The 16,261-nt window shown below is 65.9% G+C and carries 18 protein-coding genes; 14 read left to right on the forward strand and 4 right to left on the reverse strand.

Going from position 1 to position 16,261, the window contains the following annotated elements:
• Positions 1 to 46: 46 nt before the first annotated feature.
• From SP6_RS05800 to SP6_RS20270, 3 genes are read left to right on the forward strand one after another with little or no spacing between them, the layout of a single operon-like run.
• A complete protein-coding gene (locus tag SP6_RS05800) occupies positions 47 to 589 on the forward strand; it encodes a shikimate kinase (protein ID WP_007403613.1) in 543 nt (180 codons plus the stop codon).
• A complete protein-coding gene (gene aroB / locus SP6_RS05805) occupies positions 586 to 1,686 on the forward strand; it encodes a 3-dehydroquinate synthase (RefSeq protein ID WP_007403626.1) in 1,101 nt (366 codons plus the stop codon). Before SP6_RS05800 ends, aroB begins: the two co-directional genes overlap by 4 nt.
• A complete protein-coding gene (locus SP6_RS20270) occupies positions 1,686 to 1,826 on the forward strand; it encodes a DUF2256 domain-containing protein (RefSeq protein ID WP_082052432.1) in 141 nt (46 codons plus the stop codon). The genes aroB and SP6_RS20270 overlap by 1 nt, the downstream gene beginning before the upstream one ends.
• Before the next feature lie 107 nt (positions 1,827 to 1,933).
• Here the strand turns inward: SP6_RS20270 and SP6_RS05810 are convergent, their stop codons facing one another.
• Together SP6_RS05810 and SP6_RS05815 are read right to left on the reverse strand one after the other, a co-directional pair.
• Positions 1,934 to 3,301, reverse strand: coding sequence for a cryptochrome/photolyase family protein (locus SP6_RS05810; protein ID WP_007403630.1), 1,368 nt, complete (start codon positions 3,299 to 3,301; stop codon positions 1,934 to 1,936).
• Between the two features lie 7 nt (positions 3,302 to 3,308).
• Complete coding sequence (locus SP6_RS05815; protein WP_007403278.1) at positions 3,309 to 4,232, reverse strand: histone deacetylase family protein; 924 nt, start codon at positions 4,230 to 4,232, stop codon at positions 3,309 to 3,311.
• A gap of 19 nt (positions 4,233 to 4,251) precedes the next feature.
• Between SP6_RS05815 and SP6_RS05820 the strand changes: the two genes are divergently transcribed.
• The 11 genes from SP6_RS05820 to SP6_RS05870 all read left to right on the forward strand — a co-directional run bounded on the left by SP6_RS05820 (position 4,252) and on the right by SP6_RS05870 (position 14,872).
• Positions 4,252 to 5,226, forward strand: coding sequence for an alpha/beta hydrolase (locus SP6_RS05820; RefSeq protein ID WP_007403573.1), 975 nt, complete (start codon positions 4,252 to 4,254; stop codon positions 5,224 to 5,226).
• Between the two features lie 2 nt (positions 5,227 to 5,228).
• Entirely contained in the window at positions 5,229 to 5,744 is a 516-nt protein-coding gene (locus SP6_RS05825) for an RNA pyrophosphohydrolase (protein WP_007403272.1), read from the forward strand.
• Between the two features lie 11 nt (positions 5,745 to 5,755).
• Positions 5,756 to 6,667, forward strand: coding sequence for a DUF481 domain-containing protein (locus SP6_RS05830; RefSeq protein WP_007403329.1), 912 nt, complete (start codon positions 5,756 to 5,758; stop codon positions 6,665 to 6,667).
• Positions 6,668 to 6,727: 60 nt separating this feature from the next.
• Positions 6,728 to 7,921, forward strand: a complete 1,194-nt coding sequence (locus SP6_RS05835) for a hydrolase (RefSeq protein WP_007403414.1) — start codon at positions 6,728 to 6,730, stop codon at positions 7,919 to 7,921.
• Positions 7,918 to 8,937 carry an arginine N-succinyltransferase gene (locus SP6_RS05840; RefSeq protein ID WP_007403569.1) on the forward strand — a complete coding sequence of 340 codons (1,020 nt, stop codon included), beginning with the start codon at positions 7,918 to 7,920 and terminating at the stop codon, positions 8,935 to 8,937. Before SP6_RS05835 ends, SP6_RS05840 begins: the two co-directional genes overlap by 4 nt.
• An 8-nt stretch (positions 8,938 to 8,945) precedes the next feature.
• Positions 8,946 to 10,199, forward strand: a complete 1,254-nt coding sequence (locus SP6_RS05845) for an N-succinylarginine dihydrolase (protein WP_007403308.1) — start codon at positions 8,946 to 8,948, stop codon at positions 10,197 to 10,199.
• Positions 10,200 to 10,241: 42 nt separating this feature from the next.
• Positions 10,242 to 10,460, forward strand: coding sequence for a hypothetical protein (locus SP6_RS05850; protein ID WP_007403525.1), 219 nt, complete (start codon positions 10,242 to 10,244; stop codon positions 10,458 to 10,460).
• Positions 10,461 to 10,509: 49 nt separating this feature from the next.
• Entirely contained in the window at positions 10,510 to 11,409 is a 900-nt protein-coding gene (cysD, locus tag SP6_RS05855) for a sulfate adenylyltransferase subunit CysD (protein WP_007403316.1), read from the forward strand.
• Positions 11,409 to 13,322 carry a sulfate adenylyltransferase subunit CysN gene (gene cysN, locus SP6_RS05860; RefSeq protein WP_007403463.1) on the forward strand — a complete coding sequence of 638 codons (1,914 nt, stop codon included), beginning with the start codon at positions 11,409 to 11,411 and terminating at the stop codon, positions 13,320 to 13,322. The genes cysD and cysN overlap by 1 nt, the downstream gene beginning before the upstream one ends.
• On the forward strand, positions 13,319 to 14,050 hold the full coding sequence (locus tag SP6_RS05865) for a 3'(2'),5'-bisphosphate nucleotidase CysQ (RefSeq protein ID WP_007403380.1): 732 nt from the start codon (positions 13,319 to 13,321) through the stop codon (positions 14,048 to 14,050). The genes cysN and SP6_RS05865 overlap by 4 nt, the downstream gene beginning before the upstream one ends.
• Before the next feature lie 114 nt (positions 14,051 to 14,164).
• Positions 14,165 to 14,872 (forward strand): ZIP family metal transporter, encoded by a 708-nt coding sequence (locus SP6_RS05870; RefSeq protein ID WP_007403321.1) that lies wholly within the window; start codon positions 14,165 to 14,167, stop codon positions 14,870 to 14,872.
• A 59-nt stretch (positions 14,873 to 14,931) separates the two neighbouring features.
• Here SP6_RS05870 and SP6_RS05875 read toward each other — a convergent pair whose 3' ends face one another.
• Together SP6_RS05875 and SP6_RS05880 are read right to left on the reverse strand one after the other, a co-directional pair.
• Positions 14,932 to 15,450, reverse strand: coding sequence for a YciE/YciF ferroxidase family protein (locus tag SP6_RS05875; RefSeq protein WP_007403508.1), 519 nt, complete (start codon positions 15,448 to 15,450; stop codon positions 14,932 to 14,934).
• Positions 15,451 to 15,469: 19 nt separating this feature from the next.
• Positions 15,470 to 16,252 (reverse strand): SDR family NAD(P)-dependent oxidoreductase, encoded by a 783-nt coding sequence (locus tag SP6_RS05880; RefSeq protein ID WP_007403349.1) that lies wholly within the window; start codon positions 16,250 to 16,252, stop codon positions 15,470 to 15,472.
• Between the last annotated feature and the right edge of the window lie 9 nt (positions 16,253 to 16,261).

The following is a 16,261-nucleotide window of genomic DNA, read 5'->3' on the forward strand; positions in this document are numbered from 1 at the left end:
CGGTCGGTGTTGCCGGGCGCGCGCCTGCTGTATAGCGCAGACGGCAATGTTGCAAAGCCACAACCCTGTTGATTCAAGCTGGACCGGTTCGCCGATCGTGCTTGTCGGCCTGATGGGCGTGGGCAAGTCGACCGTAGGGCGCCGACTGGCGAACCGGTTGCGCGTGCCCTTCGTCGATGCCGACCATGCGATCGAGGAAGCCGCCGGCATGAGCGTGACCGAAATCTTCGAACAATTCGGCGAACCCTATTTTCGCGACGGGGAGCGGCGCGTGATCGCGCGGCTGGTCGATGGCCGGCCCAAGGTGATCGCCACCGGCGGCGGCGCCTTCATCAATGACGAGACGCGCGCGCTGATCCTGGAACAGGCGACCGCCATCTGGCTCAACGCCTCGCCCGAGGTGCTGGCCGAGCGGGTGCGGCGGCGCGACACCCGCCCACTGCTGCGCGGCAAGGACCCGCTCAAGGTGCTGCGCGAACTCTCGGCGGTGCGCAATCCGATCTACGCGCTCGCCCCCATCCATGTCTCCAGCAAGCGGGGCCCGCATGAGGCCACCGTCAACGCCATATTGAAAGCCATAGGACGATGAAAACCGTCACCGTGTCGCTGGGCGACCGCAGCTATCCCATCCATATCGAGGCGGGCCTGCTGCCCCGTGCGGCCGAGCGTCTCGCGCCTTTGTCGCGTGGGCGGCGCATGGCGATCGTCACCGACGAGAATGTCCGCGGGCACCTCGCCACGCTTCAGGCGTCGCTGGAGGCGGCGGGCGTCGCCAGCGAAGCGATCGTGCTGCCGCCGGGTGAGAAGACCAAGAGCTGGGCGATGCTGGAGCGTGTCTGCGACCGGCTGCTCGAACTGGGCGTCGAGCGTTCGGATCATGTCATCGCGCTGGGTGGCGGCGTGATCGGCGATCTGGTCGGCTTTGCCTGTTCGATTATCAAGCGTGGGTGCCGGTTCGTCCAGATTCCCACGACGTTGCTGGCACAGGTCGATTCGTCGGTGGGCGGCAAGACCGCGATCAACACCGCCGCGGGCAAGAACCTGATCGGCGCGTTCCACCAGCCGGCAATGGTGCTGATCGACCCGGACGTGCTCGATTCGCTGCCCGCCCGACAGGTCCGCGCGGGCTATGCCGAGGTCGTGAAATATGGCCTGATCGACGACTTCGCCTTTTTCGAATGGTGCGAGGCGAATGGCCCGGCCCTGTTGGCGGGCGATCCGGCGGCGCGGGTTCATGCGATCGCGCATTCGGTGGCGGCCAAGGCGCGGATCGTGGCAGCCGACGAGCATGAGACCAACGGCATCCGCGCGCTGCTCAACCTCGGTCATACCTTCGGCCATGCGTTGGAAGCCGAAGCAGGCTTTTCCGATCGCCTCCTTCACGGTGAAGGCGTGGCGGCGGGTTGTGCGCTGGCGTTCCGCTATTCGATGCGCAAGGGGCTGTGCGAGCGACAGGATGCCGAGCGGGTGGCGGCGCATTTCCGAGCAATCGGCCTGCCCGATGGCCTCGCCGCCGCCGGGATCGATGCACCGTCGGCAACGTTGGTCGAGCATATGAAGCACGACAAGAAGATGGCGGCGGGCACCCTGCCCTTCCTGCTCGCGCGCGGGATCGGACAGACCTATCTCGACAAGACGGTCGATCTAGCGGACGTCACGGCGTTCCTCGACGGCGAGCCGCGCTGATGCCCAATGGCGTCCGCAAACAGGACCTGCCGAGCAAGACCTGCCCGGCCTGCGGACGCCCCTTCACCTGGCGCAAGAAATGGGCGCGGGATTGGGAGCAGGTGGTTTATTGTTCGGACGCGTGTCGGCGGAAGCGGTGAGGCCTCCGCCTGGCCTTCGACTGCGCTCAGGCTGAACGGGGCGGGTGTATTCTGGGCATAACTCGTAACGTCCGTTCAGCCTGAGCGCAGTCGAAGGCCACGCCCCCCTATCCCCGCACCGACTTCCCCGCCGCAAGTGCCCGCTCCCGCCCCTCACGGTGCCCGATGATCTTTGCCGGATAGTCCTTCGGCCGGCACCCGGCCTCGTCCGGATCGTGGATCGCCGCATCGGACAGGTCCTTCAATTCCGGCACCCACTCCCGAATATAGTCGCCTGCATCGAACTTCTCCGACTGGCTGAGCGGCGCCATGATTCGGCCGAACATGTTGGCGTCGATCCCGGTACCCGCCACCCATTGCCAATTGACCGAATTATTCCCGTAATCGGCATCGACCAGACAGTCCCAGAACCAACGCTCCCCCTCACGCCAGTCGATCAGCAGATGCTTGATGAGGAAGGACGCGGTGATCATCCGCACCCGGTTATGCATCCAGCCCGTCGTCCAGAGTTGCCGCATCCCGGCGTCGACGATCGGATAGCCGGTATGCCCGGTCCGCCAGGCCTTCAAATCCGCCTCGGCCTCCGCGCCTTTTCGCCAAGGCATCTTGTCGAACGCCTCCCGCCCGTTGCGATCGGCATAGTCCGGAATGGCCATCACCACGCCATCGGTAAAGTCCCGCCACGCCAGCTCCTTGCGGAACGTCTCGGTTTCGGCCTTGCGATCGAGCGCATGCCAGACCGCGCGCGGCGACACTTCGCCGAAATGGAGATGCGGCGACAGGCGCGAACTGCCCTCCTCCGACGGCATGTTGCGCGCGGTGTCATAGGCGGCGGCCTTGGCGACGAAATCGGCCATGCGTTCGCGCGCGGTCGCCTCGCCCGGCGTCCAGTCGGCATCGAACCCGGTCGACCAATCCGGCTTGGTGGGCAGCAAGTCCCAATCGGCGAGCTTATCGCTCGCGGGCCATCGATCCGGCGCGGTCAGCGCATCGGGTGCCTCCAGTGGATGCTCGGGCGGCATATGACCCTGTAGCCCTTTCCAAAAGGCGGAATAGATGCGGAAGGGCTTGCCGCTCCCCGTCGTCACCAGTTCGGGGCGTGCCAGATGATTGCCGTCGTAAAGGCATAGGCGGTCGCCCAGTTCATCCTCGGCCTTGCGCCACCAGGGTTCATAATGGCGGATCGCGTGGATCGCCTCTGCCCCCGCCTCCTTCGACAGCGCCTGAAGCACTTCGACGGCGCGTCCCCGCCGCAGGATCAGCCGACTGCCCAGCGCCTTCAAATCCTTGGCGAGCGCCTCCAAACTATGGTGCAACCACCACCGCTGCGCCCCGCCCATCTTCCAATCGCCCGGTGTCTCGTCATCGAGGATATAGACGGGCAGGACCGGCCCCGCCTCGGCCGCCGCCAAAAGAGCCGGTTGGTCGTGAAGGCGGAGATCCTGGCGAAACCAGACGATATGCGGCGATGTCATGCCCGCGTTACGCGCCGATAGGGGCGCGGTTCCGTCGTCCAAGTTTTTGACCCAGGGTAAGAATGGCCCGGACATGCCGCTCGGCGATCGCCATGACGTTGTCGCCATACCCTCCGCCGACCGTGCTCGCGAGCGGCAGGCTGCGCGCCAGCGCCAGATCGGCGATCAACCGATCGCGCGCGACCAGCCCTTCCTCGCTGACCGCCAAGCGCCCCAACCGATCGCCGGCAAAGGGATCGACACCCGCCTGATAGAGGATCAGCTCCGGTGTATGCTCTTCGAGAAAGGGGACCAGCGTCGTCTCCAGCCGCTCCAGATAGCCATCATCATCCACCCCGTCGGACAGACCCACATCCAGCGTCGAACGTGCCTTGCGCGCCGGGAAATTCTTCTCGGCATGAATGGAATAGGTGACGATATCGGCCCGCCCCGCCGTCAGCGCGGCCGTGCCGTCACCCTGATGCACGTCGCAATCGACGATCGCGATCCGGCTTACGATGCCCTCTTCGACCAGCCGTACGGCGGCGACCGCCAGATCGTTGAACACGCAATAGCCCGCACCCGTGTCGGCGAGCGCATGATGGCTGCCTCCTGCCGTATTGGCAGCGAAGCCGTGTTCGAGCGCCAGCATGGCGGCGGTCCAGGTGCCCCCGGGCACTGCGCGTGCGCGATAGGCGACCTGCTCGGTCACCGGAAAGCCGATCCGCCGCGTCTTCTCCGGCGGTACCCGCGCTTCCAGTACTTCGGCGACATAATCGGGGTCATGTACCGCCTCCAGCCAGGCCGGCGGGATCAGTTCGGGTTCGGTCCAGACGATATCCTCGCCCCGTGCCCGCAGGAGATCGCGGATCGCGCCATTCTTGCCCCAGCGATAGGTGGAGCGGGCGGGTGCCTCGGTGACATAGGCGGGGTGATGGACGATATGGATCATGACGCCTAGTTAGGAAGCCATGATCCGCGATAGGAGGCCCCCGGGGCCGCTGCCCGAACTGCGCGCCGATGTCGCGCGTTTTCTGGGCTACTACAACAATCTGCCCGATCCGCCGCATCAGGAGCTCGGTGCCGAGGCGGCCCGGCTGATGATGCGTCAGGCGCGCGACCTGACCGATCCGCCGGTGGGCGTTCTGGCGGTCGATCGGCGCTTCACCATCCCGGGTCTGGGCGGCCCCCTGCCCGTCCGGCTGTTCGACGCCGCGCCTGCCCGTCCGCCTGGGCCGATAGTGCTGTTCTTCCACGGTGGCGGCTTCGTCATGGGTGATATCAACACCCACGCCCCGCTCGCCGCCGAGATCGCGCGGCAACTCGATCTGCCCGTCCTGTCGGTCGGATATCGACTGGCGCCGGAACATCCCTGGCCCGCCGCTCCGCAAGATTGCGAGGCGGCGGCGCGCTGGCTTGCGGCGGAGGGGATGGCGACGGGCCTAGTCGTGATGGGTGACAGTGCAGGCGGTACGCTGGCCACCGTCACCGCGATGAGCCTCAGGGATCGACCCGCCGCCGCGCCGGTGATCGCGCAAGGCCTGCTCTATCCCGCCACCGATATGGGGCGCGCACATCCATCCTTGCGCGATTTCGCCGACGGCTATTTCCTGACCCGCGCGATGCTCGACTGGTTCGTCGCCTGCTACGCCGCCGACCTCGGCGACCTACGCGCCGCGCCTATGCGCGGTGATCTGGCCGCGATGCCCCCCGCCGTCATCGTCACCGCCGAATGCGATCCGATCCGCGATCAGGGACGCGCCTATGCCGCCGCGCTCGCCCGTGCCGGCGTTCCCGTTCATTTCCGGGAGGCGCGGGGTACGATCCACGGCTTTGCCACCCTGCGCAAGGCAATCCCCTCCGGGGCGAAAGACTTGGCCGCATTCCTGCTTGCTTTGCGCGCGATGATCGCCGAGGCGGAATCCGCCCGAGCGAATGGACAATAGTCATGACCGATCTTCCCTATCGCCCCTGTGCGGGCGTCATCCTGATGAACCGCGACGGCCGGGTTTTTGTCGGCCAGAGGATCGATTCGACGCTGGAGGCCTGGCAATTGCCCCAGGGCGGCATCGACCCCGGCGAGGATGCCGAGACCGCTGCGGTGCGCGAATTGTTCGAGGAAACCGGCGTCACCGCCGACAAAATCGAGTTGATCGCCCGCGCGCCGCGCGAGCTGACCTATGACCTGCCCGAGGACATGATCGGCAAGGTGTGGAAGGGCAAGTGGCGCGGCCAGCGCCAGACATGGTTCCTCTATCGCTTCCTGGGCCAGGATGGCGACATCCGGATCGAGACCGAGCGTCCCGAATTCCGCGCCTGGCGCTGGATCGAACCGGCGTCGCTGCCAGCGATGATCGTGCCGTTCAAAAAGGCGCTGTACGAGGAACTGCTGGTCGTCTTCGCGGACCATTTCGCCGCAGCGGGTGGCGATGCCGCCATTCCCGCCGGCGGGCAGAGCGCTTAAGGCCTTTGCCCATGACGACGCGTCTGTTGCTGCTCCCTCTGGCCTTCGGCCTGCTGGCCAATGCGGACCCGAGCGACCCCGACCCCGCGCTGATCCCGCCCCAGATCCGCGCGATGCTAGAGGCGGCGATCGCCAGCGGGAACGAGACCGATATCACCACGGTCGTCAAATATGCGCGCAACGCGGTGCCCGAGGCCGCCGACGCGATCGACGCCATGGCCGATGTGTGGCGCGACGAGAAGAGCGCCAGCCGCAGTCGTACCTTGCGCGAAGCGACCTTCTTCGACCTGTGGCATGGCCGGGTCGAGCTGGGCGGATTCGCGACGACGGGCAACAGCCAGAATATCGGCCTGACCGGCGTCGTCGACCTGACCCGCGAGGGGCTGCAATGGCGGCACAAGCTGCGCTTCCAGGGCGATTATCAGGAAAGCTTCAACGTCACGAGCCGCGAACATTATGTCGCGTCCTATGAACCCAACTTCAAGCTCAGTGCCAACAACTATGTGTACGGCGCGGCGCAATATGAAAGCGACCGGTTCCTCGGCTATTTCAACCGTTTCTCGGCTTCGGCCGGTGCGGGTTACAGCGCGATCCGTAAACCCCGAATGACGCTCGACGTCGAACTGGGTCCGGCGTTCCGGCACACCGAATTCACCGACGCCCGGATCGAAAGCGCGCTCGCCGCACGCGGCAATCTGAACTTCGTATGGAAGCTAACCCCGGCCATCTCGGTAAGCCAGAACGCCTCGGCCTATGTGCAGAAATTCAACAGCACGGTGAGCGCCAATTCCGCGCTCAACGCAAAGCTGTGGGGACCGCTGTCGGCGCAATTCTCCTACAATGTGCAGTATGAAAGCGAGCCCCCTGCCGGCCGCCAGACGACCGACACGATCAGCCGCGCCTCGCTCGTCTACAGTTTCTAATTTGCCCGCCGGGGTTCACCTGAACCCCTTCCATGGCCTAGGCTGGTGGCCATGGAGAGAATGACGACGATCGAGCGCGACGTGGTGGCGTCCGCTTCCGCCTATCCGATGCTGCCGTTGGTCGAGGCGTGGGCCGCGATCAACAGCGGCACCCGCAACCTGACCGGCCTTGCCATCATGGCGGACCGGCTGGCCGAGCAATTCGGGACTCTGCCGGGCACGTTGCGCTTCGTCGAGCCCGATCGGGTCGAGCGGGTTGGTGCCGATGGCCGGCTGGTCCAGATCGGCCATGGCCGCCACCTGCATCTGTCGGTACGCCCCGACGCGCCGGTGCAGATGCTGTTCACCGGCCATATGGATACGGTCTATCCGATCGATCACCCCTTTCAGGCGGTGACCCGGATCAATGCCGAACGGCTGGGCGGCCCCGGCGTTGCCGACATGAAGGGCGGGCTGGCGCTGCTGTTCGCCGCACTCCAGGCGGTGGAGCGGAGCCCGCTCGCCGATCGGCTGGGCTATGACGTCATGATCAATTCGGATGAGGAAACCGGCTCCGCCTCGTCGGCCTCGCTGATCGCACAATGCGCAGCGGGGAAAGTCGCCGCGCTCACCTATGAACCCGCCCTCCCCGACGGCACGCTGGCGGGTGCGCGCGGCGGCACGGGTAATTTCACCATCGTCGTGCGCGGGCGCAGCGCCCATGCGGGCCGCAATCCCGAGGAAGGCCGCAACGCCATCGTCGCGGCCGCGCGGATCACGCTGGAACTGGCCAAGCTCGGATCGGACGACATCACCGTCAACCCGGCGCGGATCGATGGAGGCGGCCCGAACAATGTCGTGCCGGACCTCGCGATGCTCCACGTCAATTTCCGCCCTCGCGCGCTGGCCGCGATCGAGCGGACCGGTCCGGCGATGAAAGCCATCGCGGAACGAATCGCCGCCGAGCATGATGTCGCGGTGGAGGTGCATGGCAGCTTCAACCGCCCTCCCAAACCGATCGACGACGGCGCGGCCCGGCTGTTCGAAACGGTCCGCGCGGCGGGGGCCGATCTGGGGCTGAGCATCGGCTGGCGCGCGACGGGCGGCGTGTGCGACGGCAACAACATCGCCGCCGCCGGCGTACCGGTGGTCGACACCATGGGGGTGCGTGGCGGGGCGATCCATTCGGCGGACGAATATATGCTGATCGACAGCTTGCCCGAGCGGGCGGGGTTGTCGGCGCTGACCATCCTACGCATCATCGGTGCCGCATGAACAGTTTTTGCATCCGCCCCGCGGTCGATAGCGACCTTCGTCACCTGTATGAAATGGCCAAGCTAACCGGCGGCGGCTTCACCAACCTGCCCCCCGACCGCCGCGCGCTGAACGCCAAATTGGCGCGCAGCCGCGAGGCCTTTGGCCGCGAGGCCGACGGCACGGTGCGCGACGAGCTTTTCGTCCTCGTGCTGGAAGACCGAACGACCGGCGACGTTCGCGGCACCTGTCAGATCTTCACCCATGTCGGACAGAAGCATCCCTTCTACAGCTATCGCATCGGCACGCTGACCCAGCATAGCCGCGAACTTGACCGCACCTTCCGCGCCGAGATGCTGTCGCTGACCACCGATCTGGAGGGGGCCAGCGAGGTCGGCGGCCTGTTCCTCCATCCCGGTGAGCGCGCGGGCGGGCTGGGCCTGTTGCTGGCGCGCAGCCGCTATCTCTTCATGCGCGCCAACCGCCCCCGCTTTGCCGACCGGGTGCTCGCCGAGTTGCGCGGCGTGATCGACGAGGCCGGCGGCTCGCCCTTCTGGGACGGGCTGGCGGGCCGCTTCTTCGGGATGAATTTCCAGGAGGCGGACCAGTTCAATGCGATCCACGGCCATCAGTTCATCGCCGACCTGATGCCCAAACACCCCATCTATACCGCGATGCTGACCGAGACGGCGCGGGCCGCGATCGGCCTGCCCCATCCCTCGGGCCGCGCCGCGATGCGGATGCTGGAGAATGAGGGCTTCGCCTTCGAACATTATATCGACATTTTCGATGGCGGCCCGACCATGACCGCGCGGACCGATCAGGTCCGCACCATCCGCGACTCCCGCGAGAGCAAGATCGTCGGGATCGATGGCGAGACGGGGCGCGAAGCCTTGGTGGCGGCAGGTCGGCTGGCCGACTTCCGTTGCGCGCTGGCGGAGATCCGCGACGGGGATGGTGGAATCATCCTGTCGGACGATACGGCACGTACGCTCGACCTGTCGGTTGGCGACACCGTGCTGCATATCGATCGGTGAGGGGGCCAATGCTGAGAGAGATAAACTTCGACGGGATCATCGGACCCAGCCATAATTATGCGGGGCTGAGCTATGGCAATCTGGCCGCAACCCGTAATGCCGGCCATGTCTCGCATCCCCGCGCTGCCGCGCTTCAGGGTATCGCCAAGATGCGGGCGAACCTGGATCTGGGCTTGGTACAAGGGATTTTCCTGCCCCATCCGCGCCCCGATCACCCTTGGTTGGCAAGCCTGGCGACCGATTACGCGGCTGCCTCACCCGTGCTGAAGGCATGCGCCCTGTCCGCCTCGGCGATGTGGGCCGCCAATGCCGCGACCGTATCGCCCGCACCCGATAGCGGCGACGGGCGGTGCCATCTGACGGTCGCCAATCTCGTCACCATGCCGCATCGCAGTCATGAATGGCCTGCGACCCTGGCGCAGTTGCGGCTGGCCTTTGCCGACCCGGCCTTCAGCGTCCATGCGCCGGTCCCCGCGCCCTTTGGCGACGAGGGTGCCGCCAACCACATGCGGCTCTGCACTGCGCATGATCGGCCGGGGGTCGAGGTCTTTGTCTATGGCGAAGGCGGCGGCCCTTTCCCAGCGCGCCAGCATCGCGAAGCCTGTGAGGCGGTGGCGCGCGCGCATCGCCTGTCGCCCGACCGCGTGCTCTTCGCCCGCCAGTCCGAGGCCGCGATCGCGGCCGGCGCTTTCCACAATGATGTGGTCGCGGTCGCCAATGAACGGGTGCTGTTCGCCCATGAACAAGCCTTTGCCGAGCCTGAGCCGCTCTTTGCCGACCTGCGCCGCCTCATGCCCGAGGTGGAAATCGTCGAGGTGCCCGCTGCGCAAGTCAGCCTGGCCGACGCCATTTCCTCCTATCTGTTCAACGCCCAGCTCGTCACCCCGCCCGGCGGCGAACCGACCCTGATCCTGCCGCAGGAGGCGCGCGACACGCCCAGCGTCTGGCGCTGGTTGCAGGACCATGTCGCAGGCAACGGCCCGATCCGGCGACTGGAGGTGGTCGATGTTCGCGAATCGATGGCCAATGGCGGGGGCCCCGCCTGTCTGCGGCTGCGCGTCGTCGCCGATCCCGCCACCATCGACCCGCGTTTCCTGGTCGATCATGCCAAGCTCGGCCGCATCGCCGCCATCGTCGAGCGGCATTGGCCCGAGGCGATCGACCCCGCCATGATCGGCGACCCCGACCTGATCGCGAAAATCGAAGCGGCGCGACTGGCCCTGCTCGAAGCGCTCGACTGTCTCATATTGGCCCAGGGTTGAGGCTTGGCGTGGCGGGCGTCATCTGGTCAGATGGCGTCCGTCATGTGGTCCCGCCTGGTCGCCCTGTTCACCATCAAAACCAAGTTCGAGGCCTTTCTCGTGATCTACGGGCTCGGTGTCGGCGCGGTGGAGCGTGGACAGCATTATCTCAGCCAATATCCCGGCTGGCCGGGCAAGCTGCTCTTCGCCGCCTGCCCGATCGCGGTGTTCATGGCGGGGGCAAAGATCCTCGACGCACTGGAGCGGGACTATCGCGATTGACAGGATAAGTTGGTCGCGCGGTTCGCTGGCGACATTATCTGACAATCCGATGACTGGCCTTACCCACCTGCAACGGCTCGAAGCCGAAAGCATCCACATCCTGCGCGAAGTCGTTGCCGAGACCGAAAAGCCGGTGATGCTCTATTCGGTCGGCAAGGATTCGGCCGTGATGCTCCACCTTGCCAAGAAGGCGTTCTTCCCGGCACGCCCGCCCTTTCCGCTGCTGCATGTCGATACGACATGGAAGTTCCGCGCGATGTACGAGTTGCGCAAACGTGCGGCCGAAGAGGCGGGCATGGAGCTGATCGTCCATCGCAATCCGGAGGCCGAGGCGCTGGGGATCAACCCCTTCGACCATGGTAGCCGCCACACCGACATGTGGAAGACCGAAGGGTTGAAGCAGGCGCTAACCGCCGGCGGGTTCGATGCCGCCTTCGGCGGTGCACGGCGCGACGAGGAAAAGAGCCGCGCCAAGGAGCGCGTCTTCTCCTTCCGCTCCGCCGCGCATGGCTGGGACCCCAAGGCGCAGCGGCCCGAGCTGTGGAACCTCTACAACAGTCGTATCCACAAGGGGGAGAGCATCCGCGTCTTCCCGCTGTCCAACTGGACCGAGCTCGATATCTGGCAATATATCCTGCAGGAAGGCATCGAGATCGTGCCGCTCTATTTCGCCGCACCCCGCCCGACGGTGGAGCGCGACGGGATGCTGCTGATGGTCGATGACGACCGTTTCCGCCTGAAACCCGGAGAAGTGCCGGTCGAACGCTCGATCCGCTTCCGCACGCTCGGCTGCTACCCCCTGACCGGCGCGGTCGAGAGCGAAGCGGCGACCCTGTCCGAGGTCATCCAGGAAATGCTGCTGACCACCACGTCGGAGCGACAGGGGCGTGCGATCGACCACGATCAGACGGCCAGCATGGAGAAGAAGAAGCGCGAGGGGTATTTCTGATGACCGCCTATCAACCCGATGCGCTGATCGCCGCCGATATCGACGCCTATCTCGCCACCCATGCCGCCAAGTCGATGCTGCGCTTCATCACCTGCGGCTCGGTCGATGACGGCAAGTCGACGCTGATCGGGCGGCTGCTCTACGACTCGAAGACGATCTTCGAGGACCAATTGGCCTCGCTGGAGGCCGATAGCCGCCGCGTCGGCACGCAAGGGCAGAATATCGATTTCGCCCTGCTGGTCGACGGCCTTGCCGCCGAGCGTGAGCAGGGCATCACCATCGATGTCGCCTATCGCTTTTTCGCGACGGAGAAGCGCAAGTTCATTGTCGCCGATACGCCGGGCCACGAACAATATACCCGCAACATGGTGACCGGCGCCTCGACTGCCGACCTGGCCGTGATCCTGATCGACGCGCGCAAGGGCGTCCTGACCCAGACACGGCGGCACAGCTATCTGGCGCATCTGGTCGGCATCAAGGAGATCGTGCTGGCGGTCAACAAGATGGACCTAGTCGGCCATGACCAGTCCGTCTTCGACGCCATCGTCGCCGACTATACTGCTTTCTCCAAGAGCATCGGGATCGAGCGGTTCACGCCCATCCCGCTGTCGGGGCTGACCGGCGCGAACGTCGCCACGCCCTCCGAAGACATGCCCTGGTATGAGGGGCCCGCTCTGCTGCCGCATCTGGAAACGGTGGCGATCGATGCCGACCGCGCGGTCAACGCGTCGTTCCGGATGCCGGTGCAATGGGTCAACCGACCCGATCTCGACTTTCGCGGCTTTGCGGGCCTGATCGCCGGCGGCCGGGTGTCGGTGGGCGACCGGGTACGGATCGCGCCTTCGGGGCGGACGACCAGCATCGCGCGGATCGTCACCTATGATGGCGACCGCGAAGAGGCCATTGCGGGCGAGGCGGTGACCCTGGTGCTGGCGGAAGAAGTCGATTGCTCGCGCGGCGACGTGATCGCGGCTGCCGAGGACCCGCCAGAGGTCGCTGATCAGTTCGTCGCGACCATCGTCTGGATGGCCGACGCGCCGCTCGTGCCGGGACGCAGCTATTCGCTCAAGCTCGGCACACAGTTGGTGAGCGCGACCGTCCAGCCGCCGCGCCATGTCGTCGACGTGAACAGTCAGGAGCAGCGCCCCGCCGACACGCTGGCGCTCAACGACATCGGCCTGGCCGAAGTCTATGCCGACCGCCCGATCGTCTTCGAGCCCTATGAGAAGGGCAGCGCACTGGGCGGCTTCATCCTGATCGACCGGGCGACCAACGCGACGGTCGCGGCTGGGATGATCGACCACGCCCTTCGCCGCGCGCAGAATGTCCATTGGCAATCGACCATCGTCACCCGCGAGGCGCATGCCCGGCAGAAGGGGCAATTGCCCCGCGTGCTGTGGTTCACCGGCCTGTCGGGTTCGGGCAAGTCGACCATCGCCAATCTGGTCGAGCAGAAACTGCACAGCATGGGCCGCCACAGCTTCCTGCTGGACGGCGACAATATCCGTCACGGCCTGAACCGCGATCTGGATTTTTCGGAAGCAGGCCGGGTCGAGAATATCCGCCGCGTCGGCGAAGTCGCCAAGCTGATGGCCGATGCCGGCCTGATCGTGCTGACCGCCTTCATCTCGCCCTTCAAGGCCGAACGCGACATGGTGCGCGCGCTGCTGTCCGAAGGCGAGTTCGTTGAGATCTTCATCGACACGCCGCTCGCGGTGGCGGAGGATCGTGACGTGAAGGGTCTCTATGCCAAGGCGCGCGCGGGCGAGATTGCCGAGTTCACCGGCATCTCCAGCCCCTATGAAGCGCCCGACCGGCCCGAGATCCGCATCGACACGACGAAGGAAACCGCGGAACAGGCCGCCTCGCGGATCGTCGAGCATGTGCTGGGCATCTGGAGTTACGATCTGTGACCGACGCCGAACTCGCCCGTGCCGTAGCCGAGGAGGCCGGAGCGCTGCTCAAAGAGTTGCGCGACCACGGCGGCTTCGAGGGTGCCGCACTCGGCCAGAAGGGGGACCGGGACGCCAATAGCCTGATCCTCGATCGCCTCCACGCCGCCCGGCCCGACGATTTCATCCTGTCGGAGGAGGCGCTCGACGATCGCGCGCGTTGCGCGGCACGGCGGGTCTGGATCGTCGATCCGCTGGACGGAACGCGCGAATATGCCATGGGCTCGGACGAATGGGCTGTGCACATCGGGCTGGCCATCGATGGTCGCCCTGCCCTGGGCGCCGTCGCCGTTCCGGCGCGCGACCAGGTTTTTGCCACCGACGATCTGCCGCCCGTCCTTCCACCCTGCCCCGCAGGCCTGCGCGTCGTCGTCAGTCGCAGCCGCGCACCGGACATCGCAAGGTGCGTCGGGGATCGGCTGGGCGCGACGATGATCCCGATGGGATCGGCCGGCGCGAAGGCGATGGCGGTGGTCGAGGGACGCGCCGACGTCTATCTGCATGACGGCGGCCAATATGAGTGGGACAATTGCGCCCCCGCTGCCGTGGCGCTCGCCGCCGGGTTCCATGCCTCGCGGATCGATGGCAGCCCGCTGGTCTATAATTGCGAAAATCCACTGCTGCCCGACCTGCTGATCTGCCGCAAGGAGGTTGCCGCGACCGTTCTGGATGCGATCGCGCGCGGCTGATCGATCCAGCTTGGTAAGAGGTGACCTTGTAACGTTACATGGGCTGGTCCATGGGCGGATGATGCTGCACCTGTCCTCCCCTTGCCCCAGGCCTCGGCCGCAGGTCGTCGCCCGATGACGTTGATCCCTCTCGCCTTCGGGCTAGCGGCCATGGTGGCGACGTTGGCAGGTGGATTGCTGGCGCTTCGGCTGCGCCATCGGATCGGATTGATCCTAGGGGTGACGGCCGGCATCGTGATCGGCGTGGCGCTATTCGATCTCGTTCCGGAGGCCATGGACCTGGCCGGCGATCGCTGGTCGGTGCGCAGCCTGATGATCTTCATGGCGATGGGACTGGGTGGCTATATGCTGCTCGACCGCGTCCTGGCCGGCATTCCCCGCGCGGAGCAATCCTGGCGCGGTCATCTGGGCCCGGCGATGCTGTGTCTGCATAGTCTGATGGATGGGCTCGGCATCGGGCTGGCGTTTCAGATCGATACGAGCGCCGGTTGGATGATTGCGCTCGCCGTGCTGACCCATGACGTCGCGGACGGCGTCAACACCGTCAGCCTCAGCCTGGCCGCACGGTCCGAGGCGGCGGCGCGGCGCTGGCTGGTGGTGAACGGCGTCGCCCCCATGCTGGGCGTGCTCCTGGGGCTGGCCATCGTTATTCCGGCGGCAATGCTCGCGCCGATGATGGGCGTGTTTGCGGGCATCTTCCTCTATATCGGCGCATGCGAACTGGTACCGCGCAGCCGGGCCCTTGATCCCAAGCTGCGTACCAGCCTGGCGAGCATCCTGGGCATCCTGTTGATGCTTGGCGTCACCCACTTCGCCCATTGATCGGGCTGGGATAAGGCACCGCCGCCGGGTAAGGGTGATCCGGCGACGGTGCCCTGGCGTCAGGCGTGTTCGGCAGTTTGCGCCGCTGCGTTCGCGCCACCTTCGGCCATGGTGGTCAGCTTCTCGTCGGTCGCCTTTTCCTCGGCCAGCGTCTCGTCCAGGATCGCCGCGCAGTCGCTCCGCCCCAATTGCCGTGCCCAGGCAACGAGCGTGCCATAGCGCGCGATCTCATAATGCTCGACCGCCTGCGCCGCCGCGATCAGCGCCGCGTCGAGCACCCGCTTGTCAGCGACCTCGCCCGCGACTTCATTGGCTTCCTTGATGATGCCATCGATCGCGGGACAGGTAACGGCCTTGGGCGTGTGCCCATGCATTGCGAAGACGCGCTCGAGCCGCTCGACCTGTCCTTCGGTCTCGCGCAGATGCTGCTCGAACCCGGCCTTCAAAGAGGGGGCGGTCGCCTTGTCGATCATCTTCGGCAGGGCCTTCAGGATTTGATGCTCGGCATAGTAGATGTCTTGCAATTGATGGACGAACAGATCGTCCAGCGTCGCGATATCCTTGGTGAACAAACCCATGATCCGTCTCCTCGATGGTTCAGCGATGGCCTGAGCCGGGCTCGGCGATCTTGCGGTGCGCTTCGGCCAGCACGGCCTGGGGGACGATCCCGGACCCGGCGACCTGCGCCTTGTTCTTCAGGCCCGGGACGATATGCCCCTCGCCCGCCATCATCGCGTCCCAGCCCTTACGGGCGACCTCGGCGGGGTCGTCCTTCTTGCTTTGACCGACATTGGTGTCGAGCATGTCGGCGCGGGCGAAGAACTCGGTCTCGGTCGGCCCCGGCATCAGGGTGGTCAGGGTGACCCTCTCCTCATCCTTCAACTCGTTGCGAAGCGCCTCGGTGAAGTTGTCGATGAACGCCTTGGTCGCATTATAGATCGCGTTGAAGGGGCCGGGGATGAAGCCGACGATCGATCCGGTCACCAGCACCTTGCCCTCGCCGTGCCGGACCATCGCCGACAACACGCGTTGCAGCAGATAAACGGTGCCGGTCACATTGGTGTCGATCGAGCGGCGCCAGTCCTCCACCGACTGGTCGAGGAAAGCCCCGCCCCTGCTGTTTCCCGCATTGGCGCACAGCACATCGATCCGCCGACCATCCGCCGTCGCCAGCAGCGTGTCCACGCCCTCCAGCGTCGCCAGATCGGCCTCGACCGCCTGAACCTGCGCACCTTCCGCCGCCAGCTTGCTCGCGGCGGCATGGATGGCGGGCTCGTCGGCGACGATCACCAGATCATAGCCCTCGCGCGCCGCACAGGCCGCCAGATGATAGCCGATGCCGGTCGATGCACCGGTCACGATTGCGAATTTCCCTGCCATGGCGTCGCT

Origin of the sequence: Sphingomonas paucimobilis NBRC 13935, from assembly GCF_000739895.2 — a bacterium.
Classification (GTDB): domain Bacteria; phylum Pseudomonadota; class Alphaproteobacteria; order Sphingomonadales; family Sphingomonadaceae; genus Sphingomonas; species Sphingomonas paucimobilis.

Bases quoted from the DNA above. Each gene is read 5' to 3' on its own strand.
- SP6_RS05800 (WP_007403613.1), top strand. From the start codon at position 47: ATGTTGCAAAGCCACAACCCTGTTGATTCAAGCTGGACCGGTTCGCCG.
- SP6_RS20270 (WP_082052432.1), top strand. From the start codon at position 1,686: ATGCCCAATGGCGTCCGCAAACAGGACCTGCCGAGCAAGACCTGCCCG.
- SP6_RS05870 (WP_007403321.1), top strand. From the start codon at position 14,165: ATGACGTTGATCCCTCTCGCCTTCGGGCTAGCGGCCATGGTGGCGACG.
- SP6_RS05825 (WP_007403272.1), top strand. From the start codon at position 5,229: ATGACCGATCTTCCCTATCGCCCCTGTGCGGGCGTCATCCTGATGAAC.
- SP6_RS05815 (WP_007403278.1), bottom strand. From the start codon at position 4,232: ATGATCCATATCGTCCATCACCCCGCCTATGTCACCGAGGCACCCGCC.
- cysN (WP_007403463.1), top strand. From the start codon at position 11,409: ATGACCGCCTATCAACCCGATGCGCTGATCGCCGCCGATATCGACGCC.
- cysD (WP_007403316.1), top strand. From the start codon at position 10,510: ATGACTGGCCTTACCCACCTGCAACGGCTCGAAGCCGAAAGCATCCAC.
- SP6_RS05835 (WP_007403414.1), top strand. From the start codon at position 6,728: ATGACGACGATCGAGCGCGACGTGGTGGCGTCCGCTTCCGCCTATCCG.
- SP6_RS05840 (WP_007403569.1), top strand. From the start codon at position 7,918: ATGAACAGTTTTTGCATCCGCCCCGCGGTCGATAGCGACCTTCGTCAC.
- aroB (WP_007403626.1), top strand. From the start codon at position 586: ATGAAAACCGTCACCGTGTCGCTGGGCGACCGCAGCTATCCCATCCAT.
- SP6_RS05820 (WP_007403573.1), top strand. From the start codon at position 4,252: ATGATCCGCGATAGGAGGCCCCCGGGGCCGCTGCCCGAACTGCGCGCC.
- SP6_RS05830 (WP_007403329.1), top strand. From the start codon at position 5,756: ATGACGACGCGTCTGTTGCTGCTCCCTCTGGCCTTCGGCCTGCTGGCC.
- SP6_RS05875 (WP_007403508.1), bottom strand. From the start codon at position 15,450: ATGGGTTTGTTCACCAAGGATATCGCGACGCTGGACGATCTGTTCGTC.
- SP6_RS05845 (WP_007403308.1), top strand. From the start codon at position 8,946: ATGCTGAGAGAGATAAACTTCGACGGGATCATCGGACCCAGCCATAAT.
- SP6_RS05850 (WP_007403525.1), top strand. From the start codon at position 10,242: ATGTGGTCCCGCCTGGTCGCCCTGTTCACCATCAAAACCAAGTTCGAG.
- SP6_RS05880 (WP_007403349.1), bottom strand. From the start codon at position 16,252: ATGGCAGGGAAATTCGCAATCGTGACCGGTGCATCGACCGGCATCGGC.
- SP6_RS05810 (WP_007403630.1), bottom strand. From the start codon at position 3,301: ATGACATCGCCGCATATCGTCTGGTTTCGCCAGGATCTCCGCCTTCAC.